The sequence below is a fragment of the Streptomyces sp. NPDC053665 genome, assembly GCF_055585285.1.
This window is the reverse complement of record NZ_JBVJKK010000001.1, coordinates 371325-391054: the sequence shown is the minus strand read 5'-3', so window position 1 is coordinate 391054 and position 19730 is coordinate 371325. Positions and strand designations below refer to the sequence as shown.

General features: G+C 74.4%; 20 protein-coding genes. 10 read left to right on the top strand and 10 right to left on the bottom strand.

Translation table 11 applies throughout. The annotated features are described in order from the left end of the window. The first annotated feature begins 14 nt into the window (after nucleotides 1-14). A complete protein-coding gene (locus ACZ6ZN_RS01620) occupies nucleotides 15-752 on the top strand; it encodes a peptidoglycan-binding domain-containing protein (protein WP_469642254.1) in 738 nt (245 codons plus the stop codon). 48 nt (nucleotides 753-800) lie between these two features. Next, nucleotides 801-1289 (top strand): flavin reductase family protein, encoded by a 489-nt coding sequence (locus ACZ6ZN_RS01615; protein ID WP_469642252.1) that lies wholly within the window; start codon nucleotides 801-803, stop codon nucleotides 1287-1289. 386 nt (nucleotides 1290-1675) lie between these two features. Here the strand turns inward: ACZ6ZN_RS01615 and ACZ6ZN_RS01610 are convergent, their stop codons facing one another. From ACZ6ZN_RS01610 to ACZ6ZN_RS01595, 4 genes are all read right to left on the bottom strand, one after another. Further along, complete coding sequence (locus tag ACZ6ZN_RS01610; RefSeq protein ID WP_469642250.1) at nucleotides 1676-4063, bottom strand: SpoIIE family protein phosphatase; 2388 nt, start codon at nucleotides 4061-4063, stop codon at nucleotides 1676-1678. 106 nt (nucleotides 4064-4169) lie between these two features. Beyond that, entirely contained in the window at nucleotides 4170-4736 is a 567-nt protein-coding gene (locus tag ACZ6ZN_RS01605) for an antibiotic biosynthesis monooxygenase (protein WP_451876425.1), read from the bottom strand. Between the two features lie 43 nt (nucleotides 4737-4779). After that, the gene (locus ACZ6ZN_RS01600) at nucleotides 4780-5157 is read right to left on the bottom strand and encodes a hypothetical protein (RefSeq protein WP_398107465.1); all 378 of its coding nucleotides are present in this window, start codon (nucleotides 5155-5157) and stop codon (nucleotides 4780-4782) included. Nucleotides 5158-5423: 266 nt separating this feature from the next. Next, nucleotides 5424-6341: a MurR/RpiR family transcriptional regulator gene (locus ACZ6ZN_RS01595; RefSeq protein WP_398107464.1), complete on the bottom strand. Its 918-nt coding sequence runs from the start codon at nucleotides 6339-6341 to the stop codon at nucleotides 5424-5426. Nucleotides 6342-6499: 158 nt separating this feature from the next. Here ACZ6ZN_RS01595 and ACZ6ZN_RS01590 point away from each other — a divergent pair, with 158 nt between their 5' ends. Next, nucleotides 6500-6661, top strand: a complete 162-nt coding sequence (locus tag ACZ6ZN_RS01590; protein ID WP_398107463.1) for a hypothetical protein — start codon at nucleotides 6500-6502, stop codon at nucleotides 6659-6661. A gap of 49 nt (nucleotides 6662-6710) precedes the next feature. Continuing rightward, nucleotides 6711-7112, top strand: coding sequence for a DUF3662 domain-containing protein (locus ACZ6ZN_RS01585; protein ID WP_451876424.1), 402 nt, complete (start codon nucleotides 6711-6713; stop codon nucleotides 7110-7112). Nucleotides 7113-7224: 112 nt separating this feature from the next. Here ACZ6ZN_RS01585 and ACZ6ZN_RS01580 read toward each other — a convergent pair whose 3' ends face one another. Both ACZ6ZN_RS01580 and ACZ6ZN_RS01575 read right to left on the bottom strand, forming a co-directional pair. Next, on the bottom strand, nucleotides 7225-7716 hold the full coding sequence (locus ACZ6ZN_RS01580) for a GNAT family N-acetyltransferase (RefSeq protein WP_451876423.1): 492 nt from the start codon (nucleotides 7714-7716) through the stop codon (nucleotides 7225-7227). 67 nt (nucleotides 7717-7783) lie between these two features. Then, entirely contained in the window at nucleotides 7784-8440 is a 657-nt protein-coding gene (locus tag ACZ6ZN_RS01575) for a nucleoside/nucleotide kinase family protein (protein ID WP_398107460.1), read from the bottom strand. A gap of 112 nt (nucleotides 8441-8552) precedes the next feature. Here ACZ6ZN_RS01575 and ACZ6ZN_RS01570 point away from each other — a divergent pair, with 112 nt between their 5' ends. The 4 genes from ACZ6ZN_RS01570 (at nucleotide 8553) to ACZ6ZN_RS01555 (ending at nucleotide 13920) form a co-directional block, all read left to right on the top strand. Beyond that, nucleotides 8553-9293, top strand: coding sequence for an HAD family hydrolase (locus ACZ6ZN_RS01570; RefSeq protein ID WP_451876421.1), 741 nt, complete (start codon nucleotides 8553-8555; stop codon nucleotides 9291-9293). Continuing rightward, complete coding sequence (locus ACZ6ZN_RS01565; protein WP_469642245.1) at nucleotides 9290-11644, top strand: glycoside hydrolase family 65 protein; 2355 nt, start codon at nucleotides 9290-9292, stop codon at nucleotides 11642-11644. Before ACZ6ZN_RS01570 ends, ACZ6ZN_RS01565 begins: the two co-directional genes overlap by 4 nt. 154 nt (nucleotides 11645-11798) lie before the next feature. Further along, entirely contained in the window at nucleotides 11799-13289 is a 1491-nt protein-coding gene (locus ACZ6ZN_RS01560; protein ID WP_469642243.1) for a hypothetical protein, read from the top strand. 139 nt (nucleotides 13290-13428) lie between these two features. Further along, on the top strand, nucleotides 13429-13920 hold the full coding sequence (locus ACZ6ZN_RS01555) for a DUF5709 domain-containing protein (RefSeq protein WP_398107932.1): 492 nt from the start codon (nucleotides 13429-13431) through the stop codon (nucleotides 13918-13920). 315 nt (nucleotides 13921-14235) lie between these two features. Here the strand turns inward: ACZ6ZN_RS01555 and ACZ6ZN_RS01550 are convergent, their stop codons facing one another. Then, nucleotides 14236-14442: a hypothetical protein gene (locus ACZ6ZN_RS01550; protein ID WP_398107456.1), complete on the bottom strand. Its 207-nt coding sequence runs from the start codon at nucleotides 14440-14442 to the stop codon at nucleotides 14236-14238. 203 nt (nucleotides 14443-14645) lie between these two features. Here ACZ6ZN_RS01550 and ACZ6ZN_RS01545 point away from each other — a divergent pair, with 203 nt between their 5' ends. Next, a complete protein-coding gene (locus ACZ6ZN_RS01545) occupies nucleotides 14646-14882 on the top strand; it encodes a chaplin (RefSeq protein WP_398107455.1) in 237 nt (78 codons plus the stop codon). A 103-nt stretch (nucleotides 14883-14985) separates the two neighbouring features. Here ACZ6ZN_RS01545 and ACZ6ZN_RS01540 read toward each other — a convergent pair whose 3' ends face one another. Then, complete coding sequence (locus ACZ6ZN_RS01540) at nucleotides 14986-16107, bottom strand: PP2C family protein-serine/threonine phosphatase (protein WP_469642241.1); 1122 nt, start codon at nucleotides 16105-16107, stop codon at nucleotides 14986-14988. Between the two features lie 103 nt (nucleotides 16108-16210). Beyond that, the gene (locus tag ACZ6ZN_RS01535) at nucleotides 16211-17407 is read right to left on the bottom strand and encodes a glycoside hydrolase family 64 protein (protein ID WP_469642238.1); all 1197 of its coding nucleotides are present in this window, start codon (nucleotides 17405-17407) and stop codon (nucleotides 16211-16213) included. Between the two features lie 365 nt (nucleotides 17408-17772). Here ACZ6ZN_RS01535 and ACZ6ZN_RS01530 point away from each other — a divergent pair, with 365 nt between their 5' ends. Then, the gene (locus ACZ6ZN_RS01530) at nucleotides 17773-18669 is read left to right on the top strand and encodes a GNAT family N-acetyltransferase (RefSeq protein WP_469642236.1); all 897 of its coding nucleotides are present in this window, start codon (nucleotides 17773-17775) and stop codon (nucleotides 18667-18669) included. Nucleotides 18670-18745: 76 nt separating this feature from the next. On the opposite strand, the gene ACZ6ZN_RS01525 is transcribed toward ACZ6ZN_RS01530, so the two are convergent. After that, on the bottom strand, nucleotides 18746-19645 hold the full coding sequence (locus ACZ6ZN_RS01525) for a Gfo/Idh/MocA family protein (protein ID WP_469642234.1): 900 nt from the start codon (nucleotides 19643-19645) through the stop codon (nucleotides 18746-18748). Nucleotides 19646-19730: the final 85 nt, after the last annotated feature.

Genomic DNA, 19730 nt, shown 5'->3' with positions numbered 1-19730 from the left:
GGAAGGAGAGCGGAGTGCCGGCACCGTCCGAGCCCCGGCCGCCGCACGACGGCCCGGTCCTGGAACCCATCCGCGTCCTGCGGCCCCGGCGCACCGACGCCCTGGCGGAACTGATGCGCGAGTTCCACCGGGAGACGGGCCGGGAACCCGCCCCGGAGCCCCGCGCCCTGCCCGTCCCGGAGCCCCGCGTCCTGCCCGTCCCGCAGCCCGGCTCCGAGGACCAGACGCGGGAACTCCCGCCCGTCGGCGGCCTCGTCGGGCGGGACCGCGGGCGCGGCACCACGCCCGCCACCGGCTCGGACGCCCGCGGCCGTGCGGCGACCGCACGGCGCCGCACCACCGTCACCGTGGTCGTCCTCGCCGCGGCGGGGGCCGGCTTCGCGGGGGCGCTGCTGGTCCACGGGGACCACGGCGGCGCCACCGCGGTCCCCGCGCCCCGGCCGCCCGCGTCCGCCCCCGCCGCGGCTCCCACCCCCGCGCCCACGCCGTCCGTCCCCCGCTCCGATCCCGACGGTCCGGGAACGCTGCGGGAGGGAGCCAGCGGTCCCGAGGTGGCCGAGCTCCAGCAGCGCCTGCTCGGCATCCCGGACGTCTACCGTGACGGCTCCACCAGCGGCCGCTACGACCCGGTCCTGACCGCCGCCGTGGCCCGCTTCCAGCTCTGGTACGGGATCCGGGGCGACGAGACGGGCGTCTACGGCAACGACACCCGGGCCGCTCTGGAGTCCCGGACGGCTCCCGTCACGAGCTGACGCCGCAGGCCCGCCCCGCGTCCGCCCGAGGACGAGGCCGATGCGAACATGACGGGCATGGACGCGTTCATCGACCGTTTGAACCCCGACATGTACGTGGTCACGGCCGCCGCAGCCGGTGAACGGGCGGGCTGCCTGGTCGGGTTCGCCTCGCAGTGCTCGATGCGGCCGGTGCGTTTCGCCGTGTGGCTCTCCGAGCTGAACCACACCCTCCGGGTCGCCCGCAACGCCGACGTGCTCGCCGTGCACCTCCTCACCCGGGAACAGCACGCCCTCGCCGAGCGGTTCGGCGGGCAGACCGGTGACGACACCGACAAGTTCCGTGGGGTCGCGCTGCGCGAGGCGCACGGCGGGGCGCTCGTCCTCGAGGACGCGCCGGGCTGGTTCGTCGGCCGGATCGTGACGCGGGTCGGCGGCGGCGACCACGTCGGCTTCGTCCTCGACCCGGTCGAGTGGGGCGGCCGGGCATCTCCGGACGGCCCCCTGCTGCGCCTGTCCGACGCCCTCGACATAGCACCGGGTCACCCGGTCGACTGACGACGCGTCCCGCGGCTCGAACCCCCGGCAACGGAAGGCAAAAGAGGCGGTACGGCAGCGCCGCGATGCGTCACCCTGGCCCGGGGCGACTCCACGAGCACCAGCACCTGCCACACCGGCCCGTCGCGGACGGCTCGGCGCCGCCCCGCCCCGCCGGCGCCCCCCGCCGGAGTCCGCCGCGACCCGAAGGCCCCGCCCATGAACGGCTCCCGCATCCCCGGGCTGGTGCTGCCCACACTGTTCCTGCTGGCCCTGCTCGTCGGCCTGTGGTGGTACTGGCGGCACCGCGGCGACTCCTGAGCCGCCGTCGGGTCACCCGCGCCGCAGCGCCCTGCCCGCGCGGCCGTGCCCATATGGCGCCGGCCGCGCCTGCACGCCTGCTCCCCTCACGCCTCCGGCACCCGGACGTCCACGACGCAGACGTCGTCCCTGCGCTCGTCCGGCAGCATCCGCGCGAGCAGCGGCCCCAGCGACCCGGGCCGGTCGGTGTGCGGCGCGGCCACGGCCTCCCCGAGGCGCTCCAGCCCTCGGTCGATGCTCTCCGGCGGGTGCTCGACCAGCCCGTCGGTGAACAGGATGAGCCGGTCGCCCGGTTCGAGACGGCACTCCGCCTCCTCGAAGACCGGGGTGGTGGACGCCCCGATGAGCATGCCGCGCGGGCGGTCCAGGTACCGCGGCTCACCGTCCCGCAGCAGCAGGGGCGGCGGGTGGCCGGCCTGGGCCCAGATCAGCCGGCGGTCGCGGGGGTTGTAGCGGGCGAGGACCATCGTGGCGGTGGCGTACGTGTCGCGCGAGTGCAGCAGCAGCGTGTTCAGCCGGGCCAGCGCACCGGTCAGGGACGAGCCCGTGATGACCATGCCCTTGGCGGTGAACCGCAGCTGGGCCATCGTGGCGACGGCGTCGACCCCGTGCCCCGCGACGTCGCCGACGACCAGCAGGGCGTCCCCGTCGGGCAGTTCGATGGCGCTGAACCAGTCACCGCCGACGTGCACACCCGACTGGGCGGGCAGGTAGGCGACCTCGACCCGCAACCCGGCCAGGTGCACCGGCCGGTTGGCCATCGGCAGCAGGGCGTGCTGGAGCCGGGAGGCCAGGGTCCGCTCGGCCCGCAGCACGTCGTGCTGGGTGAGGATGGCCCGCTCGCTCTCGACCAGGGCCAGCTCGGCCCGCCGCCGGGCCGTCATGTCCTGCACGAACCCGTGCACCTCGACGGGCGTGCCGTGCCGGTCGCACACGGCCTCGGCGGTGAGCCGGAGATGGCGGATGCCGTGGGTGGTCCGGATCCGGAACGGCACGTCGACGGACTGCCCCTGGTGGACGAGGTCGGCGACGGCGCGGGTCAGCGCGGGTGCGTCCTCCGGCAGGGCCAGCTCCGGCACGTCGATCAGCGGCACCGGCCCGTGCGCCGGGTCCCGGTCGAGCAGCGCGAAGACCTGGGTGGACCAGGAGACCTCCGGAGCGTGCAGGCTCCAGTTCGCCCAGCCGAGGTTGCCCAGGCGCTGCAGGTCGGCCAGGCGCTGCTCCTGCCGGTCGGAGGAGCCGTGGCGGATCCAGGAGACGACCAGGGTGTCGCCGAGCGGGGCGACCCGGACCGTGTAGATGAACAGGGCCGCGATGCCCGCCACGACCTCCTCGTGGGCGAAGGGGTCGCTCTCGTACTCCTGCCCGGTGGCCAGTACCCGCAGGCAGCCCTGCCACAGCGGCTCCGCCGGCATCGCCGGGCGCAGTTCGAGCAGCCGCCGCCCGGCCACCACTTCGCCGGTGCGGCCCAGCAGGTCGCCGGCCTGCGTGGTCGCGGCCTCGATCAGGAAGTCCTCGACGTCGCCCGAGGTGGTCCGCAGCGGAGTGAGCAGCATCGCCGAGAGCGGCAGCGCCTCGAAGAGGGCCTGCACGGCGTCCGTGCCCGGGTCGGCGGAACGCTCGGGCGGGGCGTCGAAGGCACGCAGCCGGCCCGTGCACAACCCCGTGACGCCCCTCAGGTGCGCGCGGTCCCGGGCGGTGAACTCACCGGCACGGGTGCGCAGCACCCCGATGCAGACCTCGGCCGGACCCGTCCCGGACAGGGGGAGCCAGGCCCGCGAGCGCCACCGCTCGGGAGGGTCCCCTATCAGCAGGTACCGCTTGGCGTCGGTGTCGAAGTCCTCCAGCCAGCGCGGCTCGCCCGCCCGCAGGGCGTCCAGCGCCGCCACTCCGCTCAGCGGCGGCACCTGGCGCCACTGGTCGGCCAGCCGGTCGTCGACTCCCGCGTGCCCGATCAGCCGCAGACCGCCGTCCGCCCGGCGGCGGTAGACCAGTACCGCGTCCGCCGCCATGTCGGGTGCGAGGTGCACCAGCAGGCACCGGGCGAGGTCCTGCGGCGTCATCACCCGAACGAGGGCCTGGCCGAGGCGGGCCAGGGAGTCGGTGAGGTCGTCCGGGACGGCGTCCTGCCCGGGGCCGGGGATGTCCGGGCCGGCCGCGTCACGGCTGCCGCGGGCGTCCGCCGCGGCCGGTGGGGGTGCTGCCGGGCCGAGCGCACCGAGCGTGATCCAGCACTCCTCCAGCAGGGTGCGGCGCGCGTCCTTGGCCCTGCGGCGCAGCTGTTCGCTCGCCGCGTCGGCGGTACAGCCGGTCAGCGCCATGACCGCGCCCTTGGCCCGTTCGACGACAGCGGAAACGGCCGCCTGGTCGCGCAGCCGGTCCAGTTCGGCGCGCTGCCGGGCGACGATCCTGGCCAGCTCGACCAGGTCCGGTGCGGCACCCGGCTGTGCCGGTGTCACGGGCTCGCTCGTCACGCGTCGAGCATTGCACACCCGGGCGGATCGGAAGAGCGCCTTGTGGGCAGGTGACGCACCCTCTTCACATGCGTTCCCCCGGCCGCCCCGACACGTGCCGGGCGGTTCAGCGCCCGTCGCGGGGATAGAGCCACTGGCGCAGCACCCGGCTGAGGCCGGGCATCACCAGATAGGTCAGTACCGGCAGCAGCACCAGCGGGAAGACGACGGCCCGCAGCGGCAGCGGCCAGCCGGCGGTCGAGGGGGTCACCAGCCACTGGACGAGCAGGACGAAGGGATAGGCGCCGAGGAAGGTGGTGAGGACCATCTTCCACCGGGGCGGGGCCTGCACGGTCGTGCCCGGCAGGCTGAACCAGGTCTCCAGGCCGGTGGTCGACTGGCGCTCGCTGCTGATCTCGACGGCGATGTCGTGGATCTGCCGGTGCCAGTGCGCCCGCTCCTCCGACTCCAGCCAGGCGGCGAGCCGGTGCCGGTCCGACCAGCGCAGCACCGCGTGGTAGCGGTGGCCGTCCTCCGGCGTGAGCCAGGAGACGCCCTCGTTGCCGGGGAAGCGCCGGGCGCAGCGGGTGATGCCGTGCGTCCACTCCTCGAACTGCCGCTCCCGGCCGGGACGCACCTGCCAGGTCAGCACCGTGGTCACCGGTTCGGCCCGGCGTGCTTCGGTGGTGCTCATCCCTCACCGGGTGCCACGCGGGGAGCGGGTCATGCGCCCCGGGTCAGTGGCGGCCGGACTCGCTGAGCGCCCGGGTGACCGCGCGGACGCTGCGGGCGATGTGCTGCAACTGCATGACCTCGGCCGCGTACAGCTTGATCGTGTGCTCGATGACGCCCTCGTGCAGGCCGAGGCCGGGCAGGTCGGCGCGGGCGGTCTGCAGCGCGGTGCGGGCGACGCGGATCTCGTGCTGGACCTGGATCTGGGCGTGCCGGGCGAGGAGGACGGGGTGACGGATGAACACGGGGTAGCCCGCGTAGCGGGTGGGTACCAGTTCGCGCAGCCACTTGGCCGCCGAGCGCTCCCAGTCGAAACTCCCGGGGGTCTTGACCTGGCAGGGCCAGTCCGGGCTGATGCGCGTGGACGTCATGGACATGATCATCGCTTCCGGGTGTGCGGCGTCGTGAGGGTGGACGACGGGTCGGGGCGGCCCCGGCCTAGGGGATGACCGGGGCCGCCCACGGACACCCGCGAGGCCGGAGTGGGTAGGACCCGGCTCCTCGGGTGCGGAACCGATCCGGACAGGGCCGGGTCGCGATCCGTGAGCAGTATTTATATATGCCTTCCGGTTTGCAAGAAGCATGAAAACATTCATGCGCGCTTTGTTGCGGAAGGTCCCGGTGTGCACGCCGGTGTCCGGGCGTGCGGTCAGTCCTTGAGGAAGAACTGGTGCTGGTCGGCGACCTGCTCGTACTCCTCCAGCCGGGCCTGCGTGCGCTCGGGGTCGGCGTCCGTCATGGCCTGGAGCAACGCCGAGCACATCACGCCCGGGGCGGCGTAGGAGTCGAAGACCAGGCGCGAGCCCGTCCCCAGGGCGAAGGCAGCGTCCGCCTCGTCCGCGAGCGGCCCGAGCGCCAGGTCGGTGATCAGGGCGACCTTGAGCCCGGCGCCGCGCGCCACCCGGATCGCCGTCAGGGTCTCCTGGGCGTGACGCGGCATGGAGAAGGCCAGCACCCAGGTGCCGCCCGCCTCACGCGACTGGAGCAGGGCGTCGTAGGCGACGCTGCCGCCCCGGGTCACCAGCCGGACGTCCGGGTGGATGCGGCGCGCGGCGTAGGCGAAGTACTCGGCGAGCGAACCGGAGATGCGCAGGCCCAGGACCGTGAGCGGAGTGGACGACGACAGCTTGCGGCCGACGTCGATGACCCGGGCCGGGTCCGCGAAGTCCCGCCGCAGGTTCTCCAGGTTCTCGATCTCGGCGTCGACCGCCGCCTGCAGCTCGTTGCCCCGGTTCTCCTCCGCCGGTCCGCCCGCGAGCGTGCCGAGCGCGATCGACTGGAGCCTCTCGCGCAGCGCCGGATAGCCGCTGAAGCCGACCGCCGAGGCGAACCGCGTCACCGACGGCTGGCTCACCCCGACCCGGTCGGCGAGGTCCGTGATCGACAGGAACGCCGCCTCGGTGATGTGCTCGATCAGGTACTGGGCGATCCGCCGCTGCCCCGGGGACAGCCGGGGCCGGTCGAAGAGCGTGCGCAGCCGGGAGGACGGGGAGACCTCCGTCTCCGGGGCGGCCTTCCCCGAGGTGATGGCGGATGCCTGTGCGCGTGCCTGCTGCGGCGATGGCACCGGTACGCCTCCTTCGTTCCCCACGGACGTTCAACATAGCTCACCCACCGTGGTGACCAGGGCTTCTTCGCGGGTGCACATGATCTGCCGCGAGCCGGGATACCCGGGGCCGGGGCGGGAACCCGCCGCCGCAGCAGATCCTGAGAGGAGACACCCCCATGAGCACCCCCGAGGAAAGCCGGCCGAAGACCCACACCACGGACGAGGTCCTGCAGCAGCACGACGAGGATGCCGCGAAGGAGCAGGGCGCGACCGGCCGCACCATGCGCGAGGCGCTGGAGGAGGCCCACGTACGCCCCGACGACTTCGACGAGAAGTGAGCCCGGCCCCCGCGGCCGCACCGACGACTTCCCGGCAGGTGAGCAACGCATGGGCGCCCTGAGCGCGCTGGAGCAGACTCTCGAGAACCGATGGGAGGCGCTGTGGGCACGCCTCCTCGACAAGGAGCCCGTCGAGGTCGTCGACGCCCTTCGGCGCGAGTGCGACGACAACGCCGTGGTGTGCGGCAGGGGCCGGGTGATGGTCCCCAACGCCTACGACGTGGAACTGCCCGACGAGGTGCACGAGCACCTCGGGCGCAGCGGCACCGAGGTGGGGCAGGCCCTCACCGACAGCCTGTCCCGGCACGCCGAACGCCGCGGTTACGCATGGGCCGGACCGCTGACCGTCCATGTGGCGAGGTGCCCCGACGTCCCCAACGGCCGCTTCCGGGTGGCCGGCAGGGTGATGCCCCACGTGAGCGCCGACGGCTTCTCCCGGGCGGCGCACTGACGGAGCCCGGCGGGTCCCTCGACGACGACCGGCCGAGACCGAGGGACCGTCGCGAACCACGGGGCGGCCGCCGGCGACCTGTCCGGCGGCCGTCCCGACGCGGCGGCCGCCGTCAGAGGTCGCCGGCGGGTGCCTGGGCCGCGAGCCGGGCCAGGGCGTCCCCGCTGAGGCGGCACACCTTCCACTCGTCCATCACCTGCGCGCCGATCGACCGGTAGAAGCCGATCGCCGGCTCGTTCCAGTCCAGGACCCACCACTCGAACCGGTCGTAGCCGTGGCGCCGGCAGAGGGCGGCGAGATGCGCGAGCAGAGCCTTGCCGTGGCCGCCGCCCCGGGCCCCGGGCCGCACGTACAGGTCCTCCAGGTGCATGCCGCGCCTGCCCGTCCAGGTGGAGAAGCGCGGGAACCACAGGGCGTAGCCCACGGTGGCGCCCGTGTCGTCCTCGGCGATCAGCGCGAAGGCGGCGGGATGCTCGCCGAAGAGCGCCGCGTGCACCTGCTCCTCGGTGCACCGGGCCTGCTCCACGGCCTTCTCGTAGGCGGCGAGTTCGCGGATCATCGTCCGGATCTCGGGGACGTCGTCGACGGTTGCGGACCTGATCATGCGGTCGATCCTGCCCCGACGGGCCCAGCGCGCGCACCCCGGCCCCGGGTTCCGGCCCGGTCGAGCGTCAGCCCGCCGGTCGCGGCAGGGCCGGCTCCGGCACCACCAGGTCCGCCAAGTCCCGGCTCCCGGCGACCAGTTCGGCGTTGCGCTGATCCGAGCGGTGGACCCACGACACCGCCTCCTCGTGGCTCTTGCCGAACTCCTCGTGCCGGGCGATCAGCCGGCGCAGACGCTCCCGCTCCGGCACCTCGCAGAACCACACCTCGTCGAGCAGGAGGCGGACGCGGGACCAGGAACCGCGGTCCAGCAGAAGGTAGTTGCCCTCGGTGACGACCAGCCGGACCGCGGGAGGAACCGGGATCACCCCCGCCAGCGGCTGCTCCAGCACGCGTTCGAAGCCGGGCGCGTACACGGTCTCCGCCGGGTCGTCGTCGCGCAACCGCCGCAGCAGCGCCGCGTATCCGGCGGCGTCGAACGTCTCCGGAGCGCCCTTGCGGTCCCGCAGCCCCAGGCGCTCCAGTTCGGCGTCCGCGAGGTGGAAGCCGTCCATGGGGACGTGCGCCACCCAGGGCTCGCCCGCCCCGTTCAGCTCCCGCACCAGTGACGCGGCGAGCGTCGACTTGCCCGCGCCGGGGCTGCCGGCGACACCGAGGATCGCGCGCCGGCCGCCTCGGGGGAGGGCTCGGGCACGGTGGACCAGGTCGTCGAAGGTGAGCGGCACGAGGGAGAGTGTGTCACCCGGACGCGGCCCCCCGCCGTGCCGCCCGCCGGCCCGGGAAGGGTGTGGCGTGCGCCACTCACTGGACCGGCCCGCGACGGGGAACGGGTCCCCTATGACGCAGCTCGGTCTCCCCGGACACATCCACGCCTGCCTGTTCGACCTCGACGGGGTCGTCACCAGGACGGCCGTCGTGCACGCGGCCGCCTGGAAGGAGATGTTCGACGCCTTCCTGCGCGAACGCGACGGCGAGGACTTCCGGCCGTTCGACGCGGCGAGCGACTACGACGAGTACGTCGACGGCCGGCCCCGCGCCGACGGCGTGCGCACCTTCCTCGCCTCGCGCGGCATCGAACTGCCCGACGGCGACCCGGACGACCCGCCCGGCGCGCGGACGGTGCACGGCCTCGGCAACCGCAAGAACGACCTCGTCCTGGAGAAGATCCGCACGGACGGCGTGCAGGCGTACGACGGCACCCTGCGCTACCTGGACGGGGTCCGCGCCCAGGGGCTGCGCACCGCGATCGTGTCCTCCAGCGCCAACTGCCGCGACGTGCTGCGCTCGATCGGTGCCGAGCACTACTTCGACGTGCGCATCGACGGCGTGGTCGCCGCCGAGCGCGACCTGCCCGGCAAACCGCGCCCCGACACGTTCCTGGCCGCCGCCCGGGACCTCGGCGTCGAGCCGTCCGCGGCGGCGGTCTTCGAGGACGCCCTGGCCGGCATGGACGCCGGCCGCGCGGGGCGCTTCGGCTACGTCGTCGGGGTCGACCGCGTCGGGCAGGCCGACGCCCTGTACGCGCACGGCGCCGATGTCGTGGTGCGGGACCTCGGCGAACTGGGAGGCCGGCAGTGATCACCCAGCGGGCGTACGGCGTCGAACCCTGGGCCGTGCGCGAGACGGAACTCGACCTCGACCTGCTGGCGCAGAGCGAGTCCGTGTTCGCCCTGTCCAACGGGCACATCGGCTGGCGCGGCAACCTCGACGAGGGCGAACCGCACGGTCTGCCGGGCTCCTACCTCAACGGCGTCCACGAGCTGCACCCCCTGCCCTACGCCGAGGCGGGCTACGGCTACCCGGAGTCGGGCCAGACCGTCATCAACGTCACCAACGGCAAGGTGCTGCGCCTCCTGGTCGACGACGAGCCGTTCGACCTGCGCTACGGGCGGCTCGTCACCCACGAGCGGACCCTCGACCTGCGCCGGGGCGTACTGGAACGGGTCTGCGAGTGGACCTCCCCGGCGGGCTCCACCGTCCGCGTGCGCTCCACCCGGCTGGTCTCGCTCACGCAGCGGGCGATCGCCGCCGTGGCCTACGAGGTGGAACCCGTCGACCGCCGCACCCGGGTCGTCGTCCAGTCGGAGCTGGTCGCCAACGAGAGCCTGCCCGGCCCGGACGGCGACCCGCGCGCGGCCAAGGCCCTGAAGTCGCCCCTGGAGGCCGAGGAGGACCTCGCCTCCGGGAACAGGCTGCGGCTGGTGCACCGCACCCGCCGCAGCGGCCTGCGCGTCGCCGTGGCCGCGGACCACACGGTCACCGGCCCGGAACGCACCACCACCGCCGGCGAGAGCAACGTGGACGTCGCACGGCTGACCGTCACCTCCGTGCTGGAGCCGGGCGAGCGGCTGCGCGTGGAGAAGCTGGTGGCGCACGGCTGGTCGGGCGCCCGGTCCCGGCCCGCGATGAGCGACCAGGTGGAGGCGGCCCTGGCGGCGGCCGCGCACAGCGGCTGGCAGGGCCTGCTGGAGGACCAGCGGGCCTACCTCGACGACTTCTGGGCCCGGGCCGACGTCGAGGTCGACGGCGACGAGGAGATCCAGCAGGCCGTCCGCTTCGCGCTCTTCCACGTCCTGCAGGCCGGTGCCCGCGCCGAGCAGCGGGCCATTCCCGCCAAGGGCCTCACCGGCTCCGGCTACGACGGCCACGCCTTCTGGGACACCGAGGCGTTCGTGCTGCCGCTGCTGACCTACACCGCGCCCCGGTCCGCGGCCGAGGCCCTGCGCTGGCGCCTGGAGACGCTGCCGGCCGCCCGGGAGCGCGCGGCCCAACTCGGGCTGCGCGGCGCCGCGTTCCCCTGGCGCACCATCGAGGGCTCGGAGGGCTCGGCGTACTGGCCCGCCGGCACGGCCGCCTTCCACGTCGGCGCCGACATCGCGGACGCCGTCGTCCGTTACGTCGCCGCCACCGGTGACGAGACCTTCGAGCGCGAGGTGGGCGTCGAACTGCTCGTGGAGACCGCCCGCCTGTGGCGCTCCCTCGGCCACCACGACGACCGGGGCGTGTTCCACATCGACGGCGTGACCGGGCCCGACGAGTACAGCGCCATCGCCGACGACAACACGTACACCAACCTCATGGCCCGGGCGAACCTGCTGGCCGCGGCCGACGCCTGCAAACGCCACCCCGACCGGGCGGAGCAGCTCGGCGCCGACGAGGAGGAGCGGGCGGCCTGGCGGGACGCCGCCGAGGCCGTGCACGTCCCGTACAACGAGGAGCTCGGCGTGCACGAGCAGCACGCCGGCTTCACCCGGTACCAGCGCTGGGACTTCGCCGGGACCCGGCCGGACCAGTACCCGCTGATGCTGCACTTCCCCTACTTCGACCTGTACCGCAAGCAGGTCGTCAAACAGGCCGACCTCGTCCTGGCCATGTACACCTGCGACAGCTTCTTCGAGGAGTTCGCCGACGAGGAGCAGATGGCCCGCAACTTCGCCTACTACGAGCCGCTGACCGTACGGGACTCCTCGCTCTCCGCCTGCGTGCAGGCCGTCATGGCCGCCCGGATCGGGCACCTGGACCTGGCCCGCGCGTACACCACCGAGGCCGCGCTGATGGACCTCGGCGACCTGGAGCACAACACCCGCGACGGACTGCACATCGCCTCGCTGGCCGGCACCTGGCTCGCACTCGTGGCGGGTTTCGGGGGCATGCGCTGCACCGACGGCACCCTGCGGTTCTCGCCGCGCCTGCCCGAGCGGTACAGCAGGCTCGCCTTCACCGTCCAGTTCCTCGGCCGGTGCCTGCGGGTGGAGCTGACCGGCGACCGGGCCACGTACACCCTGCACTCCGGGCCGCCGCTGACGATCCACCACCACGGCACCGAGCTGACGGTGAGCGAGGACGCCCCCGCCGAGCGGGCCGTTCCCGCCCCCACCCACCGCCCGGCGCCCGCGCAGCCCCCGCACCGCGCCCCGAACGCCCGCTGACGGCTCCGGCCGGGTCGGACATTCGGCCGTATTCCACCCCTCGTCCCCCCGTCGTTCGGGTTACGTTGGCCGTACTGATGATCATTCGGCTCTCGGCCCCGAGCGGGTCGGAGGCCGCGGGCGGCCCGTCGGCGTGCGGGGGAAGGGGTGGACGATGACCGACGGCGCGAACGCCCTCCTCGTCCGCGGGCGACGACGTGAACAGGCAGGACCCTCCGGTGCGCGCGGCCTGCGCCGCGTGGACCGGCCGCTCGCCCTGCTCGCCGTGGTCTTCACCCTCGCCCAGCTCGCCCTCGTCCGCCCCGTGCTGGGCCTCGGCTGGGACGAGATCGTCTACGTCAGCCAGGTCACCTCGCACCACCCCGCGGCCTTCTTCAGCGCCCCGCGCTCCCGCGGCGTCCCGCTGTTGGTCGCGCCGGTGGCGTCCTGGTCCCCGTCCGTCCCGCTGCTGCGCGTCTACCTGGCCCTGCTGTCGGGCCTGGGCCTCTACCTCGCCCTGCGCTGCTGGCGGGGGCTGTTCCCGACGCGGGTCCTGGTGACCGCGGGCGCCCTCTTCGCGTCCCTGTGGGTGACCGTCTTCTACGGACCGCAGGCCATGCCCAACTACTGGGTCGCCCTCGGGGCCCTGGCCGCTGTGGGCTGCTTCCTGCGGGCCCGGGCGGGCCGTTCCCCGCGGGCGCTGTGGGGCGTCGCCGCCGGTGCCGCGCTCATGGCGTGGATGCGGCCCACCGACGCGGTCTGGGTGAGCGTGCCCCTGCTGGTCCTCGCCCTGGTCCGTCATCGGCGCCTGTTCCTGCCGCTGGCCGCGGGACTGGCGGCGGGTGCGGTCCCCTGGGTGATCGAGGCGTACGCCGGCTTCGGCGGCCTGGGGGAGCGGCTCGCCCAGGCATCGCGCATCCAGGGCGGGCTGGGCTGGCAGATCGCCGTCGACGACCAGCTGCGCAGCCTGGGCGGCCGGGCCCTGTGCCGCCCCTGCACCGGGCCGATGCCCGAGCCGGTGGTCGTCGCCTGGTGGTTCGCGCTGCCGGTCCTGGCCGGTCTCGGCCTGGTCGTCGCGGGCCGCGCCCGGCGCCTGGAACGGACCCTGGTCCCGCTGGCCTGCGCCGCCACGGCGGCCCTGCCGTACCTGTTCATGATCGGCTACGCGGCGCCCCGCTTCCTCCAGCCCGCCTACGCCCTGCTCGCGATCCCCGTCGCCGACGGTCTGTGGTACCTGGTCAGGACGCCGCGCAGGACCTGGCGGCCGGTCGCCGCCACCGTGGTCGCACTCGGCCTGGCCGGGCACCTCGCGGTGCAGCTCGCCGTGCTGCACGGAGCCGTAGCCCGCAACACCGCCAACCGCGTCGACTGGGACCGCACCGCCGACGCCCTGCACCGCCTCGGCGTCCGGCCGCCGTGCCTGCTCACCGGCCACGAGTCCATCCCGATCGGCTACTACACCGGGTGCTCCTCGGGTGCGACGTCCGGCAACAACGAGAACATGACCGCCGCGGGCGTCCTGCGCACGGCGGACCGCGTCCCGGTCGCCCACCTCGCACCGGCGGGCGGCACCGCGCCCCGCTACGCCCGCGACTGGCCGGTGCACCGCGTCGCGGACCTGGACGTCCGCCTCGCGCCCGGCCCGGGGCGCGACGGCGGCCGCTGAGCACCGGCGGGTGCTCGGCGGCCGGGGCCGGGCATCCGCCGAGGTTAGAGCCCGCGGAACGGGAAACGCGGAACGAGCAGACCCGATCGGACACGTCGCGCAGGGCGCGACAGGGAGGCAAGTGATGGGCACGGAACGGATGGACTCCGAACAGATGGCGGACGACGCGTACCAGCCCACCGGGACCAACGAGGAGCAGGAGGACGCCTCGCCGCTGGACATGCAGGACGCCCTCGACGAGCGCACCTACGACGACATGCTCGAGGAGGGCTACTCCCCGCCGGAGAAGCCCCTGGGCGTCACCAAGCCCGGCGTCACCGCGGCCGAGCAGCACGAGGGCGAGACGCTCGACGAGCGGCTGTCCCAGGAGGTCCCGGACGTGTCCGCCGAGCCGGTGGGCGACGGAGTGGGCGACAGCCCCGACAGCGACGGCGAACCGGTGGACCCCGAGGCGGGCACCGACCGCGCCGGCCGTCTGGTCGCCCCGGACGAGGGGGCCCACGAGGACACCGAGAAGGACGCCGTCGCCTCCGACCTCGGCATCGACGGCGGAGCGGCCGGGGCCGAGGAGGCCGCCATGCACGTCGTGGAGGACGACACCGCCCTGCCCGAGGACGACGGCAGGGTGTGACGCGCGCGCCGGTGACGCGCGGCCCGCACCCGCTCGGGGCGAGACCGCCGACGCCGCCGCCCTCCCCGCACCGAGGAGGCCACCGACCCGGAGCATTCCGGCCGGTGGCCTCCTCGGTGCGGGCGCGCGGCTAGGGCCTGTCGTTTGGATCATTCCGGCGTCGCGGGGCCTGGCACGCCCATCTGCGGCGTTGTCGTCGGTTGCCAACGCTCCGCGTTGACGCCCTCCTCCGCCTTGCAGCTGGACGCACCAGGCCCCGCTCGGGTCGGCTGACAGAGCCGAGCCTCATAGCCGGGCTGATCCAAACGACAGACCCTAGGGAAGCAGCTTCTCCATGGCTGCCGGCCCTTCCTCCGCCAGCTTGCGCTCGGCCCATTCGATGGTGTGCGGGGTGAGGTCCTTGCCCGAGGCGAGGACGAGGTCCTCCGCCGACACATCCGTGCCGGTGCGGGCGTGCAGCAGACGGTCCGGGGTGCAACGGTCCTCGGGGGACTGGCTCGCGGCGGGCTGTGAGGTCGACATGGCTTCTGCTCCTAGGGTCCGGCTCGCTGATGGCCCCGGTGCTGAAAAGGGTCCGCTCTCACCATTGCCCGCCGGAGCGCCGCGTGCATCCGGAGAGGGCGTGACGGGCCCGCGCACCCCGTTCGGACCCCCAGGAATGTCGCGCAGCGCTACGCCGGGTGACGGTGGAGTCACGTGTCCCTGCGACTGACAGGAGCTTTTCCATGCGCACACGTGTGACCGCCGCGGCCGGCCTGGCCTGCGCCGCCCTGCTGGCCTTCGCCGGTACGGCGAGCGCCGACTCGGGCCCCGTCGGGATCGCCACCGACAGCCCCGGCGTTCTCTCCGGCAACGTCGTCCAGATCCCGATCGACATCAACGCCAACGTCTGCGGCAACTCGATCAACGTGATCGGCCTGCTCAACCCGGCGTTCGGCAACGTCTGCGAGATCAAGGACTGACGTCCCGGCCGTACGGCTTGCCGGCGGCGGCCCGCGTGATCCCGCGGGCCGCCGCCGGCCGCTTCGTGTCACGGCGCGGGCGGGTGGCGCGGCCGGGCCGGTCTCACCGTTCCGGCGCCTCCGGCTCGGGCGCCAGCACCAGCATCGTGACGTCGTCCTGCACGTCCGGGCAGTGCCGCAGCAGGTCGGCCCACACGTGCTCGGCCAGGGCCGACGGGTCCTCCCGGGTCAGGACCGGCAGCCGCTCGGCCAGCGGATAGAAGGTCCCGGAGGCGTCCCGGGCCTCCGTCACCCCGTCCGAGGCCAGGAACAGCCGGTCCCCGGGGTGCAGCCGCACGGTGACCACCTCGGGCGGGGCGGCCCCCGCCAGTCCCAGACCGAGAGGGGTGCCCGGCTCGACGTCCAGCTCCCGGGCCCCGCCGTCGCGCAGCAGCAGCGGCCCGGCCTGCCCGCACGCCACGACGTGCACCGTCCGCGCGTCGGCGGAGAAGTCCAGCAGGAGCGCCGTGGCGAACAGTTCGGCGTTCGGGTCGTGCGCGGAGTCCACCGTCAGCCTCCGGTCCAGCCGCGCGGCGACGGCCCCCGGGTCCGGCTGGTCCAGCACGGCCTCGCGGAAGGCGCCCAGCAGTGAGGCGACCGTGGCGACGGCCGACAGGCCGTGCCCCTGCACGTCCCCCATGACCGCCCTCACGCCGTACGGGCCCGCCCGCACGTCGAAGAAGTCGCCCCCGACGAGCGTGCCGCGCTGCGCGGCCCGGTACAGCCCGGCGCAGCGCACCGACCCGACCCGCTCCGGCAGCGGCGGCGCCACGGCCCGCTGCGCGGCCTCGGCGACGGTCCGCTCGGTGACCAGCTGGGCGTCGCGTCTGCTGCGGACGAACGACAGCAGCACGCTCAGCAGCGAGACGAAGCACACCGTCAGCAGATCGGTGTTGCCGGGATCGTCGAGCTCGAAGATCGGTGTGGCCAGCACCAGCACCGCCAGCGTCCCCAGCACCGCCGTCAGCAGCGGTCCGTGCGCCAGGACGGCCAGCGGGGGGATGGCGCCCAGCAGGAAGCCGATGTCGAGCGGCTCGGGACTGACCAGTTCGGCCACGCACACCCCGACCAGCAGCGCCGACGGCAGCACCCGCGCCCACAGGGGCGGCGGGGCGCCGCGCAGCCAGCCGCGCCGGTCCCCGTCCCGCTCCCGGCGCGGCGGCAGCCGGACACGTGCTCCGCTCACACCACCACGCTGCAACGCCGGACCGCCCGCCGCACGCCGGGCCCCGCACCCGGCGGCGGACGTGCCGGGCCCGGCGACGCCCGGACGGTCCGGGCGACGGGCCCTAGAAGGGCGTGAGCGTCAGCCGGAGGCCGGTGGGCGCGGTGTCCTGGATGTACGAGGCGAAGTCCGCCACGTCGTCGAAGGCGAAACCGTAGGCGCGGCCGTCCCGGGCGGCCGCGTGCATGGCCTTGGCGTAGTGGTTGGTCAGGCCGGTCCCGTAGAAGGCCGCCGGGTCGGTCGTCGGCTGCGCGGCGGAGGCGAGCAGGGTGGACCGGTTGAACCCGGCGCCCAGGATCGCCGCCACCGGACCGGTCGTCCCGTCGTTGGGCGCGGCCAGGGCGCCGTCGCAGAACAGGACGTCACGGGTGGACGGCTTGCCGAAGGAGACCTCCGCGGGGCCGGTGAAGGAGAGGCGCCCGCCGCGCACGCGGCCGGTGAACGTGCCCGCGTCGGTGGTCACCTTCAGGTCGCGGCCGGTGTACGTGCTCCACACCTCGTCGATGTACGGAGCGAGGTAGTCCTTGGGGAACAACCCGGCGTCCAGCCCGTGGCCGGGCGCGATGATGCGCGTGTCGTCCACCACGAGCCGCTCGAACTCCGGGACCCGGCGCACGGCGTCGAACGCCGCGGCCCGGCCGCCGTCGCGCAGCGTGCCCGTCGTCTGGTCCCGGGCACCGGTCAGCCGGATGCTCAGCGGCACGCTGAACATGTCGACCATGGTCGTGTTGCAGAACATGCCCGACGCGTTGTAGGTGAACTCCGCGCAGTCGTGCAGCACGGGGTAGTTGGGGTCCGAGGACACCCAGCCGGCCGGGTACTGCAGGGCCGGGTCGCCCGCTCCGTCCGTGACGACCTTGAACTTGAGCCTGGCGCCCAGCGACACGTAGATGCGGCCCGACATGTAGGGCAGGGACAGCCGGGTCTCGCCGCTGCCGGCCAGGTCGATCGCGTAGTCGGTGAAGCCGTCGGGGCCGTTGTCGGCCAGGGCGACGGGGGCCAGGGTGCCGTCGGGTGTGAGCCGCACCTGACGGCCGTCGGCGTTGCCCACGACGTAGACGTGGACGTCGGCGTCGCCGAACGAGCCGCTGTCGTTGACCAGGGTGAGGGGGAGGGCGCCCGCGGCCCGGGGGGTGCGCGGGGCGTTGTCCGCGAGGGCGTGGGGGGCCAGCGCGGCGGCGGCGGGGACGGCGACGGCGGCACCGCCCAGTCCGGCGAGGAGCTTGCGGCGGCTGAGGGGACGCTGGTGACGAGGAGTCATGTGGGGGGCCTCCTGTGGTACGGGGCGGCATGAGAGCGCTCTCATGCCCGTTCTCGGCACCGGATGCTACGGACGCGCCGCCGGGCGGCCAACCCGTCCCCTGGGGGAAATCCCGTGAAAGCAGGAGGCACTTGGGGCTGATGAGGCTCCCTTGAGCCGCTCTTAAGGGCCACTTGAGCTTCGCCGTAATGCGGTGGACGCCCCGGATGCGAGTGCGTAACGTGGCCCGCACCACGCCCCGAGACCAGCGGAAGGAGGGCAGAGCCGTGCTGTTCACATCGACCCCGCGCTCCCTCCCCGTGGTCCCGGCGTGCAGTGACTGATCCCCGGGAGCGCTCCCCGCAGCATCGTCCCGGAGGACATCCATGACCGACCTGGTCATCCGCGCGCTCGACGCGAGCGACGCCGCACTCTTCGACTCCCTGCCCGACCCGCTGGGCGCCCGGGAGGGCCACCGGCGCACCCGGCACCGCCCCGACTGGAAGCGGGTGGCCCTGCGCGACGGCCGGGTCGTCGCCCGCGGCGCCTGGTGGGGCGGCCCCGACGACACGCACCCCCTCAACGTCAACTGGTTCGACGTGGCCGAGGGCGAGGAGGACGCGGGCGCGGCCCTGCTGCGCTCGGCGCCCTGGCAGGTCGAACTGGAGGTGAACCTGCCCGCCGGCTGGCGCGAGGATCCCGCCCTGCGCGCCGCGGCCCGGACCCGTGCCACCGCCGCCCGCCGGGCCGGCTACGAGCTGCTGGTCGAACGCCTGCTGTACCGCTGGACGCCCGCCGACGGCCTGCCCGAGCGGCCCGGGCGCCTCACCTTCCGGGCCGAACCGGACGACGCCGTCTTCTTCGACGCGCTGCGCCGCATCCACTCCGCCACTCTCGACGCCCACGCGCTGAAGGCGATCGAGCAGGGCGGACTCGACCGGGCGGCGCAGGAGGAGCTCGACTTCTTCCACTGGTGCCCGTCACCGCGCGAATGGTGGCAGGTGGCCCACACCGCCGAGGGCGAGCCGGCCGGCATCCACATCCCGGCGCACAACCCGTCCGGCCCGTGCGTCGGCTTCATCGGCGTCCTGCCCGAACAGCGGGGGTACGGCTACGCCTACGACCTCCTCGCCGAGTGCACGCACTTCCTCGTCGAGCGCGGTGCGCAGTTCGTCGCCGCCGCCACCGACCGGGGCAACGCCCCGATGGCAGCCCACTTCGCCAAGGCCGGCTATCCGATCGTGAAGGAGCGGCTCAACTTCGACCCGCCGCGCACTGCCTGACGGACGGCCGGGCAAGGAACGGGAGTGCGCCCGGGTGGTGTTCACCCGGGCGCACTCCCCGCTCACGGCGGGATCCTCAGCCGGCGGCAGCCGGGAGCGAGTCGCCGTCGAGCAACTCCTGCGCCTCCGAGAGGATTTCGGTCACGCGCAGGCCGAACGCCGCGTCGCACGGGTCGGGACGGCCGGTCCGCGCCGCGGCGCGCAGGGCGTCCGCGGCGCGCCGCAGGGCGGGCACCGCGCCGTCGGAGCTCTCCGGCAGCAGCGCCACGCCCGCCTCGCCGCGCAGTTCCACGGCGGCACCGGCCGCGGCGGGCGGCGCCGTCAGACTGAGCGTGAGGGTGCTGGAGGCGCCACCGGTGTGGTCGAGGACGACGTGCGCCGTGTCCCCGGGCCCGTACGCCGCCGCCGTCACGCGCCGCACGTCTCCCAGTACCGGAAGCAGCACCGACAGGGCGTGGGGGCCCACGTCCCACAGCGCGCCCTTCTCCCGCCGCCACGGCGTCGCGAAGGGGCTCTCACCGGTGAAGACCGCCCCGAGCCACTGCGCACGGCCCGTGAACCAGCCCGGCACCGCCGCCTGCTCCTCGATCCACGCCCGCGGCTCAGGCTGGAAGCGGGTCGTGAAGAACACGACCGAGGCCACGCCGGCCGCCCGCGCCGCCTCGACCACGGCCCGCCCCTGCTCCACCGTCGGCGCGAGGGGCTTGTCGAGCAGCAGATGGCACCCGGCCCGCGCCGCCCGCACCGCCAGGGCGGCCTGCACCTCGGGAGGCAGTGCCACGGCGACCGCGTCCACGTCGGCGAACAGTTCGTCCGCGTCGTCGTAGGCCCGCACACCGTGCCGCTGCGCCAGTTCCTTCGCCGCCTCCGGGCGACGGCCCCACACGCCGGCGAAGTCCAGTCCGTCGTGCCCGCTCAGAGCGGGTGCGTGGGCCATCTGCGCCCATGGTCCGGTGCCGAGCAGTCCTATGCGCATGCCGCCGCCTTTCCCAGTGCCTGGAAGGAGAGCCTGACACACGCGGACGGCCGGCCGAGGGGAGGGGGCGGGCAACGGAAAAGGC

Bases quoted from the DNA above. Each gene is read 5' to 3' on its own strand.
- ACZ6ZN_RS01615 (WP_469642252.1), top strand. From the start codon at position 801: ATGACGGGCATGGACGCGTTCATCGACCGTTTGAACCCCGACATGTAC.
- ACZ6ZN_RS01605 (WP_451876425.1), bottom strand. From the start codon at position 4,736: ATGAGCACCACCGAAGCACGCCGGGCCGAACCGGTGACCACGGTGCTG.
- ACZ6ZN_RS01600 (WP_398107465.1), bottom strand. From the start codon at position 5,157: ATGATCATGTCCATGACGTCCACGCGCATCAGCCCGGACTGGCCCTGC.
- ACZ6ZN_RS01590 (WP_398107463.1), top strand. From the start codon at position 6,500: ATGAGCACCCCCGAGGAAAGCCGGCCGAAGACCCACACCACGGACGAG.
- ACZ6ZN_RS01585 (WP_451876424.1), top strand. From the start codon at position 6,711: ATGGGCGCCCTGAGCGCGCTGGAGCAGACTCTCGAGAACCGATGGGAG.
- ACZ6ZN_RS01580 (WP_451876423.1), bottom strand. From the start codon at position 7,716: ATGATCAGGTCCGCAACCGTCGACGACGTCCCCGAGATCCGGACGATG.
- ACZ6ZN_RS01570 (WP_451876421.1), top strand. From the start codon at position 8,553: ATGACGCAGCTCGGTCTCCCCGGACACATCCACGCCTGCCTGTTCGAC.
- ACZ6ZN_RS01560 (WP_469642243.1), top strand. From the start codon at position 11,799: ATGACCGACGGCGCGAACGCCCTCCTCGTCCGCGGGCGACGACGTGAA.
- ACZ6ZN_RS01555 (WP_398107932.1), top strand. From the start codon at position 13,429: ATGGACTCCGAACAGATGGCGGACGACGCGTACCAGCCCACCGGGACC.
- ACZ6ZN_RS01550 (WP_398107456.1), bottom strand. From the start codon at position 14,442: ATGTCGACCTCACAGCCCGCCGCGAGCCAGTCCCCCGAGGACCGTTGC.
- ACZ6ZN_RS01545 (WP_398107455.1), top strand. From the start codon at position 14,646: ATGCGCACACGTGTGACCGCCGCGGCCGGCCTGGCCTGCGCCGCCCTG.
- ACZ6ZN_RS01535 (WP_469642238.1), bottom strand. From the start codon at position 17,407: ATGACTCCTCGTCACCAGCGTCCCCTCAGCCGCCGCAAGCTCCTCGCC.
- ACZ6ZN_RS01530 (WP_469642236.1), top strand. From the start codon at position 17,773: ATGACCGACCTGGTCATCCGCGCGCTCGACGCGAGCGACGCCGCACTC.
- ACZ6ZN_RS01525 (WP_469642234.1), bottom strand. From the start codon at position 19,645: ATGCGCATAGGACTGCTCGGCACCGGACCATGGGCGCAGATGGCCCAC.